This is a genomic window from Halomonas rhizosphaerae (genome assembly GCF_030010555.1).
GTDB classification, from domain to species: Bacteria; Pseudomonadota; Gammaproteobacteria; order Pseudomonadales; family Halomonadaceae; genus Halomonas; species Halomonas rhizosphaerae.
Window position 1 is genome coordinate 43,729 of record NZ_JASCQP010000019.1, and the last position, 11,362, is coordinate 55,090.

An 11,362-nucleotide genomic window follows, 5' to 3' on the forward strand; every position below is an offset into this window, starting at 1 on the left:
CAGAATGCGTGGCGTTTTCCTTCAGCCACCAGAGACCTCCCGATGCCCGATATCGTGGTGATGTTCTTCCTGCTCGGCCTGCTGGCCGGGCTGGTGAAGTCCGACCTGACCATCCCCAAGGCCGCCTACGACACCCTGAGCCTGCTGCTGATGCTGACCATCGGCCTCAAGGGCGGCATGGCGCTCTACGGCAACCTGAGCTGGTCACTGGTGCCCGAACTGGCCGCGGTGGCCGCCCTCGGCGCGCTGATCCCGCTGGCCCTGATGCCGGTGATGCGCCGCCTGGTGCGCCTCTCCGCTGCCGACAGCGCCAGCATAGCCGCCCACTACGGCTCGGTGAGCGCCGGTACCTTCGCCGTGGCGCTGGCCTTCGCCGAGAGCCGCGCCCTGCCCATCGGCGCCGAGGTCACCCTCTATCTCGTGATGATGGAGCTGCCCGCGATCATGGTCGCCATCGCGCTCTATCGCCGCCATGCGGGCAAGGCCGCCGGGGAAGCGATGCAGGGGATCTGGCACGAGACCCTGACCAACCGCGGCGTGATCCTGCTGGCCGGCGGCGCGGTGATCGGCGCCATGTATGGCCCCCAGGAGGGCGCCAACGTCACCGAGCTCTTCACCAGTGCCTTCCATGCCGTGCTCGCCCTCTTCCTGCTGCAGATGGGCCTTACCGCGGCGGACACCCTGCGTCCGATTCCCTGGTTCCACTGGCGACTGCTCACCTTCGCCCTGGTGGCCCCGCCGCTGCTGGCGATGGCCGGCCTGAGCGTCGGCCTGGCGCTGGGCCTGCCCCAGGGCTCCCTGCTGATTCTCACCGCCCTCGCCGCCAGTGCCTCCTACATCGCCGCCCCGGCCGCCATCCGCACGGCGATCCCCCGGGCCAACATCGGCCTGGCGATGCTGGCCTCGCTCGGCTTCACCTTCCCGCTCAACGTGATCCTCGGCATCCCGCTCTACCACCAGCTGATCACCTGGCTGGCGAGCTAGGCTCCCGAGACCGGCCACCGCCCGGTGGCCGGTCTCCTCACGCGTCACGCCTCACGCCTCACCCCTCACCCCTCACCCCTCTTTCGACATTCGTCGTAGCCGCCAAAACCTGCACTTTACGTTAACGTCAACCTCGCCTAGTCTTGTGCCATCTGCCATCCTGATGACCAACTGTTTGCCCCTGGCGCCTCACCCGAGCGGTCGGCGCCTCACCTGACGAGAACGGGAGCCCGCCATGCATACGCCCTACAAGCCCCTCGACTTCGGCCTCGACGACGAGCTGAACATGCTGCGTGACCAGGTCAACGCATTCGCCCGGGACGAGATCGCCCCGCGCGCCGCCGAGATCGACGAGAAGAACGAGTTCCCCAACGATCTCTGGCAGAAGTTCGGCGACATGGGCCTGCTCGGCATCACCGTGTCGGACGAGGACGGCGGCAGCGGCATGGGCTACCTGGCGCACTGCATCGCTGTGGAGGAGATCTCCCGGGCCAGTGCCTCCGTGGGCCTCTCCTACGGCGCGCACTCCAACCTCTGCGTCAACCAGCTCAAGATCAACGCCAGCGCCGAGCAGAAGGCCAAGTATCTGCCCAAGCTGATCAGCGGCGAGCACGTCGGCGCGCTGGCCATGTCCGAGCCGGGCGCCGGTTCCGACGTGGTCTCCATGAAGCTCAAGGCCGAGAAGCGCGGCGACCACTACGTGCTCAACGGCAACAAGATGTGGATCACCAACGGCCCCGACGCCGACGTGCTGGTGGTCTACGCCAAGACCGACCCGGAGGCCGGCTCCAAGGGCATCACCGCCTTCATCATCGAGAAGGGCATGCCCGGCTTCTCCACCGCCCAGAAGCTCGACAAGCTGGGCATGCGCGGCTCCAACACCTGCGAGCTGGTGTTCCAGGACTGCGAGGTGCCGGAAGCGAACGTGCTCGGCGAGGTCGGCAAGGGCGTGCGCGTGCTGATGAGCGGCCTGGACTACGAGCGCACCGTGCTGGCCGCCGGCCCCATCGGCATCATGCAGGCGGCGCTGGACATCGTGGTGCCCTATGTCCACGAGCGGAAGCAGTTCAACCAGTCCATCGGCGAGTTCCAGCTGGTGCAGGGCAAGATCGCCGACATGTACACCACCCTGAACGCCTGCCGCGCCTACCTCTACGCCGTGGCCGCCGGCTGCGACCGCGGCCAGACCTCGCGCAAGGACGCCGCCGGCGTGATCCTCTACTGCGCGGAGAAGGCCACCCAGGTGGCGCTGGACGCCATCCAGCTGCTCGGCGGCAACGGCTACATCAACGAGTACCCCACCGGGCGCCTGCTGCGCGATGCCAAGCTCTACGAGATCGGTGCCGGCACCAGCGAAATCCGCCGGATGCTGATCGGCCGCGAGATCTTCAACGAATCAAAATAAGCTAGAAGCTGGAAGCTGTAAGAGGCGACGACTCTCCCCACGGGGTTTCTTCCAGCTTCCGGCTTCAAGCTTCCGGCTCATCTCGGAGAGATGTATGGCAATCCTGAACACCCAGATCAATCCGCGCAGCGACGTCTTCCAGGGTAACGACGTCGCCATGCGCCACGAGGTCGGCAAGCTGCGCGAGCTGACCGCGGCCATCGCCCAGGGCGGCGGCCCCAAGGCCCGCGAGCGCCACGAGTCCCGCGGCAAGCTGTTCGTGCGCGACCGCATCGACCACCTGATCGACGAGGGCTCGCCCTTCCTCGAGTTCTCGTCGCTGGCCGCCCATGAGGTCTACGACTCCGCGGTGCCCGCCGCCGGCGTCGTCACCGGCATCGGCCGGGTCTCCGGGGTGGAGTGCGTGATCGTCGCCAACGACGCCACGGTCAAGGGCGGCACCTACTTCCCGCTCACCGTGAAGAAGCACCTGCGCGCCCAGGAGATCGCCCGCAAGCACCGCCTGCCGTGCATCTACCTGGTCGACTCCGGCGGCGCCTTCCTGCCCCGCCAGGACGAGGTCTTCCCCGACCGCGACCACTTCGGCCGCATCTTCTACAACCAGGCCACCCTGTCCGCCGAGGGCATCCCGCAGATCGCCGTGGTCATGGGCTCCTGCACCGCGGGCGGCGCCTATGTGCCGGCCATGGCCGACGAGTCGATCATCGTCAAGGAGCAGGGCACCATCTTCCTCGGCGGCCCGCCCCTGGTGAAGGCCGCCACCGGCGAGAGCATCAGCGCCGAGGACCTGGGTGGTGCCGACGTGCACGCCAAGGTGAGCGGCGTGGCCGACCACTACGCCGAGAACGACGCCCACGCCCTGCAGCTGGCCCGCGGCTGCGTCTCGCGGCTCAACTGGCAGAAGCGCGGCCAGCTCGCCATGCAGGCACCCAAGCCCCCGCGCCTCGACCCCAGCGAGCTCTACGGCATCGTCGGCACCGACCTCAAGAAGCCCTACGACGTGCGCGAGGTGATCGGGCGCATCGTCGACGACTCCGACTTCGACGAGTTCAAGCGCTACTACGGCGACACCCTGGTCACCGGCTTCGCCCACATCCAGGGCTACCCGGTGGGCATCGTCGCCAACAACGGCGTGCTGTTCTCGGAGAGTGCCGTCAAGGGCGCGCACTTCATCGAGCTGTGTGCCCAGAGGAAAATTCCGTTGATTTTCCTCCAAAATATCACCGGCTTTATGGTGGGTTCCAAGTACGAGCACGAGGGCATCGCCAAGCACGGCGCCAAGCTGGTCACCGCGGTGGCCTGCGCGAAGGTGCCCAAGTTCACCGTGCTGATCGGCGGCAGCTTCGGTGCCGGAAACTACGGCATGTGCGGCCGCGCCTACGATCCCAACCTGCTGTTCATGTGGCCCAACGCGCGCATCTCGGTGATGGGCGGCGAGCAGGCCGCCGGCGTCCTCTCCCAGGTCAAGCGCGAGCAGATCGAGCGCGAGGGCCGCGAGTGGACCAAGGAGGAGGAAGAGGCCTTCAAGGCGCCCACCCGCGAGCAGTACGAGCACCAGGGCCACCCCTACTACGCCAGCGCCAGGCTGTGGGACGACGGCGTGATCGACCCGCTGCAGACCCGTGAGATCCTCGGCCTGTCGCTGGCCGCCGCCATGAATGCCGAAGTGGAAGAGACCCGCTTCGGCGTGTTCCGGATGTGAGGTCGAGATGACACAGACAACTTCCCGACTGACGATCGACGACCGCGGCGTGGCCTGGCTGACCCTGGAGCGCCCGGACGTCCACAACGCCTTCGACGACCACCTGATCGCCGAGCTCAACGATCATCTGCGCCGCGTGGGCGAGCTCGCCCACCGCAATGAGGTGCGCGCGCTGGTGCTGGGCTCCGAGGGCAAGAGCTTCTCCGCCGGGGCGGACCTCAACTGGATGAAGCGCATGGTCGACTATGACTTCGAGGACAACCTGGCGGACTCCCGGGAGCTCTCGGCGCTGATGCACGGCCTGGACACCCTGCCCTGCCCCACCGTGTGCCGCGTGCAGGGCGCCACCTTCGGCGGCGCCGTGGGCCTGGCCGCCTGCTGCGACATCGTGATCGCCTCCGAGAAGGCGAAGTTCTGCCTCTCCGAGGTGAGGATCGGCCTCTCGCCGGCGGTGATCAGCCCCTACGTGCAGCGGGCTGTGGGCTCCCGCCAGATGCGCCGCTACGCGCTGACCGCCGAGGTCATGGACGCCGCCACCGCCGAGGCCCTGGGCCTGGCCCACCGGGTGGTCGCGCATGACGACCTGGACGCCGCCGTGGCGGCCATGGTCGACACCCTGCTTGGCACCTCGCCCCAGGCCAGCCGCGCCACCAAGGCGCTGCTCGCCGAGGTGGCCCGCGAGCCCGACAGCAACACGACCCGCGATCATACCTGCCGGGTGATCAGCGAGCTGCGGGTCAGCCATGAAGGCCAGGAGGGACTCGCCAGCTTCTTCGAGAAGCGTCGCCCCGCCTGGGCCCCCGACTCCCCCTCGAACACGGAGCGCCGACAATGAGCCAGACGACCCATAACACCAAGCGCTTCGACACCCTGCTGGTCGCCAACCGCGGCGAGATCGCCTGCCGCGTGATGCGCACGGCGCGTGCCGTGGGCCTGCGCACCGTCGCCGTCTACTCCGACGCCGACGCCAACGCCCGCCACGTGCGCGAGGCCGACGAGGCCATCCGCCTGGGCCCGGCCGCGGCCCGCGAGAGCTACCTCAAGGTCGAGGCCGTGGTGGAGGCTGCGCGGCGCAGCGGCGCCGGCGCCATCCATCCCGGCTACGGCTTCCTCTCCGAGAACGGCGCCTTCGTCGAGGCCCTCGACCAGGCCGGCATCGTCTTCGTCGGCCCGCCCGCCTCGGCCATCGCCGCCATGGGCGACAAGTCTGCCGCCAAGTCCCGCATGGCCAACGCCGGCGTGCCGCTGGTGCCCGGCTACCACGGCGACGACCAGGACGACGCCCTGCTCAAGGCCGAGGCCGACAAGATCGGCTACCCGGTGCTGCTCAAGGCCAGCGCCGGCGGCGGCGGCAAGGGCATGCGCGTGGTGGAGGCCGCCGCCGGCTTCCAGGCCGCCCTGGACGGCTGCCGCCGCGAGTCCCAGGCCGCCTTCGGCGACCAGCGCATGCTGATCGAGAAGTACCTGACCCAGCCGCGCCACGTCGAGGTCCAGGTGTTCTGCGACAGCCACGGCAACGGCGTCTACCTCTTCGAGCGCGACTGCTCCGTGCAGCGCCGCCACCAGAAGGTGCTGGAGGAGGCCCCGGCCCCCGGCATGAGCGAGGGCCTGCGCCGCGAGATGGGCGAGGCCGCGGTGCGCGCCGCCAAGGAAATCGGCTACGTGGGCGCCGGCACCGTGGAGTTCCTGCTGGACATCGACGGCTCGTTCTTCTTCATGGAGATGAACACCCGCCTGCAGGTGGAGCACCCGGTCACCGAGATGATCACCGGCCAGGACCTGGTCGAGTGGCAGCTGCGCGTGGCCATGGGCGAGCGGCTGCCGCTGGCCCAGGACGAGCTGACCATCACCGGCCACAGCTTCGAGGCACGCCTCTACGCCGAGGACCCGGAGCAGGACTTCCTGCCCGCCACCGGCACCCTGACCCGCTTCGCCATGGACCTGGAAGGCGCCGGCCTCGACCCGGCGCGCGTGCGCCTGGACAGCGGCGTGGAGACGGGCGACGCCGTCTCGATGCACTACGACCCGATGCTCGCCAAGCTGATCGTCCATGGGGACGACCGCGCCCAGGCGCTGGCGACGCTGAACCGGGCGCTGGCTGCCCTCGACGTGCAGGGCGTGGTCACCAACCGCGCCTTCCTGCAGCGGCTGGCCACCCACCCGGCCTTCAAGGCCTGCGAGCTCGACACCCGCTTCATCGAGAAGCACGAGGAGACCCTCTTCGCGCCGCGCCGCTACAGCATCGAGGAGTATGCCGGAGCCGCCCTGGTGGGGCTCAACCAGCTCGCCCGCGAGTGCGAGAGCGACTCGCCCTGGGACCGCCACGACGGCTTCCGCGTCAACGCCCCGCACACCATCCGCATCGCCCTGTGCGACCCGGCCCATGCCCAGGACGACGACGACTCCGAGGCCGTGGTGGTGGTCGAGGGCACCCGCGAGGACAACGCCGGCCCCTGGCACCTGACCATCGGCGGCGAGACACTCACCGCGCGCCTCGACCCGCTGGCCGGCGACGCCGTGGCCATGACCCTGGACGGCCACCGCCGCCGCCTGCAGGCCCGCCGCGACGGCAACGTGGTGGTGATGGTCGACCCGCGCGGCGAGACCCGCCTCTTCTGGCGGCGCATCGACGCCATCGACCACGGCCACCACGAGGCCGAGTCCACCCTCACCGCGCCCATGCACGGTACCGTGGTGGCACTGCTGGTGGAGGCCGGCGCCCGCGTCGAGAAAGGCATGCCGCTGATGGTCATGGAGGCCATGAAGATGGAGCACACCATGTCCGCCCCCGCCGACGGCCATGTGGCGAGCTTCCACTTCCAGGCCGGCGATACCGTGGGACAAGGCGACGTGCTGCTGGAGTTCGCCCCCGACGAATAGCGCCGAGCGCCGAGCGCCGAGCGCCGAGCGCCGAGCTCAAGGCTAAGCCGCAACGCTATCCTCCAATGCTAGCGGCGCCGGGGACAGGTCGTAGAGGGGGTCCTATGCCAGGGATGGCATCGGTAGCGCCCAGGGAGGGGGTCACAACGCCCCCTCGAAAACCTGTCGCCGGGTAAGCCGCGGCTAATAGTCACCTCATCGGTTCGCCCTGAGCAAGACAGGAGAAGATTCATGGCATTCCCCCAACACGTGCGCCTGGTCGAGGTCGGCCCCCGCGACGGGCTGCAGAACGAGCCCGAGCCGATCAGCACCACCACCAAGCTCGAGCTGATCGAGCGCCTCGGCGCGGCCGGCATCCGCTACATCGAGGCGGCAAGCTTCGTCTCGCCCAAGTGGGTGCCGCAGATGGCCGACCACCAGCAGGTAATGAAGAACCTCGCCCGCCGCGATGGCGTCACCTATGCGGCGCTGACCCCCAACCTCAAGGGGCTGGAAGGGGCGCTGGAATGCGGCGTCGAGGAGGTGGCGGTGTTCGGCGCTGCCTCCGAGGCCTTCTCGCAGAAGAACATCAACTGCTCCGTGGCCGAGTCCCTGGCCCGCTTCGAGCCGGTGCTCGAGCGCGCACAGCAGGCCGGCGTGAGGGTGCGCGGCTATGTCTCCTGCGTGCTGGGCTGCCCCTACGAGGGCGAGATCGCCCCGGCCAAGGTGGCCGAGGTGGCAAAGGCGCTCTACGAGATGGGCTGCTACGAGGTCTCGCTGGGCGACACCATCGGCACCGGCACACCGCTCAAGGCCAAGCGCATGATCGAGGCCGTGGCCCGCGACATCCCCATGGACAAGCTCGCCGCCCACTTCCACGACACCTACGGCCAGGCGCTCGCCAACCTTTACGCCGTGATGGAGGAAGGCATCGCCGTGGTGGACAGCTCCGTCGCCGGCCTCGGCGGCTGCCCCTACGCCAAGGGCGCCTCCGGCAACGTGGCAAGCGAGGACGTGGTCTACCTGCTCGACGGCCTCGGCATCGAGACCGGCATCGACCTCGAGGCGCTGGCCGCCACCGGCACCTGGATCACCCAGGCCATCGGCCGGCCCAACCGCTCCAAGGTGGGGGTGGCGCTGGCCAGCCGCTGAAGCCAGGCCACGAAAGCGCCCTGCCCTTTCAAACGACTTCTGTCCTTGCCCCGGTATGTCGCTCATGCCTGGGGTCTTTTGATGGTGGATTCGTTGGCTACAACGAAAAGCCCCCGAGCCAGCTGGGTGACTCGGGAGTATTATTATATAACGTCGCTGTTCAACGGCGAATTTGTTGTGGCGCAGTTTTGCGCCCTTTGAAAAAGGTGTGACACGACAAATTCGTCCGTTTGGAACGCCTTGTTAGGCGCTCCCCAAATTCCAGAGATAGACATCAAATACTCGTTCCTGAAACCACGTTTGGTTACCGACAGCCTTAATGTAGTCAGGTGTCGCAACTCGAGGATCATTTGAGTAACTGCTGATCTGAAACAATCGTTCGCAACAAGCTTGAATTTCTGCGTAGTGCTTCTGGAAGCTTTCCATCCACGCCGCATTGAAGCTGGATATATCCCCAGCCTTCGTTCTTAAGGCGGCTCTAGCCTGACTATCGTAGATCTTTACTGGGCTTCGGAATTTTAGCCACATGAATTTAGTCGTTAGTGAGAGAGTTTCTCTGCCGCCGTAGTTTCCCGAAATAGCTTGATTGGCCTTAATAATTAATGAATCTAAGTTCTCGATGGTCAGACCTTTCCCATCAATTGCGTTTAGTACATCCAGGACAGGTTTATAGCGAACGACCTTCTTCTCGGTCTCGTGCTTGCCAGGTAGGTTACGCGCTACCCGGTAGAACGCCCCAGCTTTCTTTAATGCAGCGAGTTGGCGTGACTCGTCTTTAGAGCTAAGCGCTTCACAATAATATGAATCTCGATCAAGCCACTGATTGAGGTAATGAAGCGCGCAATTGTCGAATGTCCGTTTAGCCATATCCTTGCTCTGAACGCCTAACGCCGCCAGCATGCGCAGCTTTGTAGTGTAGTGGAGGCTAAGCCGCAACGAAAAAGGCGTCGCCATGCCTGGCCTTGTTAAGGCTGCACCGCTCTACCAGGACGATGGACATTGTGCTGTGTTTCCATTCTCCCAATTAGGTAGAGCTCAAGCGCGTTTGCTAGATAGGCATATTCTTGTGGAAACCCGATCGTAACCATACTCCCTGCCTCTACAAGTCGCGGGTCCGTAGGAATATGGGCACCATTAATCACCTTGGTGTAAGATTGAAACCTTTTTCCTAGGCCATGACCAGCATACCGGCCGCCGCCAAGCGCTGTACCTACACCGACATAGGTGACTATGTCCTCCTTAAGAAAGGCATACACACCTTGCATATTATGATTCGGAAGCGAACCTTCGAAGGCATACCTCTCCGACCAAGTTGGTGGATCGCCTAGCATGTCGCGATTCCAGTGCTTGGAGAAAAAGCTCTCAGTTAACGCCTTGAGACTGTCGAGGGAAGATTCTTGCACATAGCCTCCTTGGCCTTAACGCCCGGCTCACGCGCCGGTTTGGAGCCGCGAAGCGGCGGAGAATTGGTCGCTGTGCAGCCGATTGTTAACTGTTGATGCTCAACGTCAGCGGAACGTGATCACTTATTGAAATCCACTCGTCGTGCTGACCAACCTGCAAATTGCATTTCTCTGCAAAATCTGACGAGGTGAAAACGTAGTCAATGTGATAGGCCTTCTCTAGGTTCCGCTGCAAGAAAAATGTCGGACGGGTCTCATTACCCTGTTCTTCCTCGAAGACTCGATGATACTGGCTCTTGAAGCCCATCTCGCTGAGCTCAGCAACTACGTCTGAGTGATTCCACCAGCGATCTGGCTTATCCCAGCGCACATTGCTATTAAAATCGCCGAGAATGACTGTCTTTGGCCCGCTAAGATCGTCACGGTGAATCTGAAGGTACTTCCAGAATTGCCCCATGTAGCCAAATGCTTCTTCATTGCGCCCTTTCGTCCAGACGGCCAGCACGGTGAAATCTCTATTGATAGTGAAAGGAAGAAAAAGCCTGAGATCTTCCGTGCTCCAATTCAGTGTTTCACTTTTGCTGAAAAGCCCAGGGACGGAAAATGATCTTGCCCAGCAACAGTGGACACCCCGTTAAGGCAGTACACTGAACGAGGTGACCCCATGGCAAGGCAAGCAGCGGCGATGAAGAAGACCCGTACCCGTTACTCCCAGGCCTACAAGGACGAGGCCCTGGCACTCGCTGATCGTGTTGGCACCAGTGCCGCCGCTCGCGAGCTGGGGCTTCAGTCCAGCCAGCTCTATCAATGGCGAGCCAAGGCCCAGCAGCAGCAAACCGTCTCGGCTCGCGAGCAGGCCTTGGCTGACGAGAATGCGCGGCTCAAGCGTCAGCTGGCTGAGAAGTCGGAAGAGCTTGAAATCGCAAAAAAAGCCGCGGTGTACTTCGCGAAGAGCCTGAAGTGAAGTACGCCTTCATCGAGCAGCACCGTCAGGCCTTCAGCGTTCATCGGATGTGCGCGTTTCTCGGTGTCGCCCGCAGCGGCTACTACGCCTGGCGACAGCGTGGTGGTGAACCGTCTTCCCGCCGCCGCCGACAAACGATCACGGATCAGCGCGTGGCTCAGGCCTTCGAACAGGGCAAGGGGCGCTCAGGCGCCCCCAGGCTGACCCGCGACCTGAACGATGCTGGCGTACCCATCTGCCGTAATACTGTGGCCGCCAGCCTCCGTCGGCAAAACCTGCGGGCGAAAGCCGCTCGCAAGTTCAAGGCCACCACGAATTCACGGCATGGCCTGCCAGTCGCACCGAACCTGATGGAGCAGGACTTCACCGCTACGGCACCGAATCAGAAATGGGTCGGCGACATCACCTACCTGGCAACGGGTGAAGGCTGGCTCTATCTGGCGGTGCTGATTGATCTGTACTCACGCAAGGTGATCGGCTGGGCGATGAGCGAACGCATGACGGCTGACCTGGTCAGCGATGCCCTGAAAATGGCCCTGTGGAGCCGGAAGATGCCCAAAGGCGTAATTGTCCATTCAGACCGCGGGAGCCAGTACTGCTCGACGCTGTACCAGTCGCTGCTGATGCGTCACGGTCTCAAGTGCAGCATGAGCGCCAAGGGCAACTGTTACGACAATGCCTGCGCTGAGAGCTTCTTTCACAGCCTCAAGGTCGAAGCCATCCACGGCGAGCGGTTCGTGACCCGTGAGGCGATGCGTCGGCAGGTATTCGAATACATTGAGTTGGACTACAACCGGCAACGCCGACACAGTGCAATCGGGATGATCAGTCCAGAGGCCTTTGAGGCCCAAATGATCGCTTAGACCGGTGTCCACCAATGCTGGGTAAGATCA

The 11,362-nt window shown here is 64.7% G+C and carries 10 protein-coding genes; 7 read left to right on the top strand and 3 right to left on the bottom strand.

Going from position 1 to position 11,362, the window contains the following annotated elements; all coding sequences use genetic code 11:
* Nucleotides 1–42 precede the first annotated feature (42 nt).
* The 6 genes from QLQ83_RS06425 to QLQ83_RS06450 all read left to right on the top strand — a co-directional run bounded on the left by QLQ83_RS06425 (nucleotide 43) and on the right by QLQ83_RS06450 (nucleotide 8,102).
* Nucleotides 43–984 carry a sodium-dependent bicarbonate transport family permease gene (locus QLQ83_RS06425; RefSeq protein WP_282734693.1) on the top strand — a complete coding sequence of 314 codons (942 nt, stop codon included), beginning with the start codon at nucleotides 43–45 and terminating at the stop codon, nucleotides 982–984.
* A gap of 235 nt (nucleotides 985–1,219) precedes the next feature.
* The gene (locus QLQ83_RS06430) at nucleotides 1,220–2,389 is read left to right on the top strand and encodes an isovaleryl-CoA dehydrogenase (RefSeq protein ID WP_282734694.1); all 1,170 of its coding nucleotides are present in this window, start codon (nucleotides 1,220–1,222) and stop codon (nucleotides 2,387–2,389) included.
* A 94-nt stretch (nucleotides 2,390–2,483) separates the two neighbouring features.
* Complete coding sequence (locus QLQ83_RS06435) at nucleotides 2,484–4,091, top strand: carboxyl transferase domain-containing protein (RefSeq protein ID WP_282734695.1); 1,608 nt, start codon at nucleotides 2,484–2,486, stop codon at nucleotides 4,089–4,091.
* Between the two features lie 7 nt (nucleotides 4,092–4,098).
* Complete coding sequence (locus tag QLQ83_RS06440) at nucleotides 4,099–4,926, top strand: enoyl-CoA hydratase-related protein (RefSeq protein WP_282734696.1); 828 nt, start codon at nucleotides 4,099–4,101, stop codon at nucleotides 4,924–4,926.
* Nucleotides 4,923–6,971, top strand: a complete 2,049-nt coding sequence (locus QLQ83_RS06445; RefSeq protein ID WP_282734697.1) for an acetyl/propionyl/methylcrotonyl-CoA carboxylase subunit alpha — start codon at nucleotides 4,923–4,925, stop codon at nucleotides 6,969–6,971. The genes QLQ83_RS06440 and QLQ83_RS06445 overlap by 4 nt, the downstream gene beginning before the upstream one ends.
* Nucleotides 6,972–7,202: 231 nt before the next feature.
* Nucleotides 7,203–8,102 (top strand): hydroxymethylglutaryl-CoA lyase, encoded by a 900-nt coding sequence (locus QLQ83_RS06450; RefSeq protein ID WP_282734698.1) that lies wholly within the window; start codon nucleotides 7,203–7,205, stop codon nucleotides 8,100–8,102.
* A gap of 243 nt (nucleotides 8,103–8,345) precedes the next feature.
* Here the strand turns inward: QLQ83_RS06450 and QLQ83_RS06455 are convergent, their stop codons facing one another.
* The 3 genes from QLQ83_RS06455 to QLQ83_RS06465 all read right to left on the bottom strand — a co-directional run bounded on the left by QLQ83_RS06455 (nucleotide 8,346) and on the right by QLQ83_RS06465 (nucleotide 10,010).
* Nucleotides 8,346–9,056 (bottom strand): hypothetical protein, encoded by a 711-nt coding sequence (locus QLQ83_RS06455; protein WP_282734699.1) that lies wholly within the window; start codon nucleotides 9,054–9,056, stop codon nucleotides 8,346–8,348.
* An 11-nt stretch (nucleotides 9,057–9,067) separates the two neighbouring features.
* Nucleotides 9,068–9,505, bottom strand: coding sequence for a hypothetical protein (locus QLQ83_RS06460; protein ID WP_282734700.1), 438 nt, complete (start codon nucleotides 9,503–9,505; stop codon nucleotides 9,068–9,070).
* 85 nt (nucleotides 9,506–9,590) lie between these two features.
* The gene (locus tag QLQ83_RS06465) at nucleotides 9,591–10,010 is read right to left on the bottom strand and encodes an endonuclease/exonuclease/phosphatase family protein (RefSeq protein ID WP_282734701.1); all 420 of its coding nucleotides are present in this window, start codon (nucleotides 10,008–10,010) and stop codon (nucleotides 9,591–9,593) included.
* Between the two features lie 159 nt (nucleotides 10,011–10,169).
* On the opposite strand from QLQ83_RS06465, the gene QLQ83_RS06470 reads away from it, so the two are divergent.
* Nucleotides 10,170–11,332, top strand: a protein-coding gene (locus tag QLQ83_RS06470; protein ID WP_282734270.1) for an IS3 family transposase whose coding sequence is annotated in 2 segments (ribosomal slippage) — nucleotides 10,170–10,428 and nucleotides 10,428–11,332 — 1,164 coding nt in all. Because the reading frame shifts where the segments join, the coding sequence is not laid out codon by codon here.
* The last annotated feature ends 30 nt before the right edge of the window (nucleotides 11,333–11,362 follow it).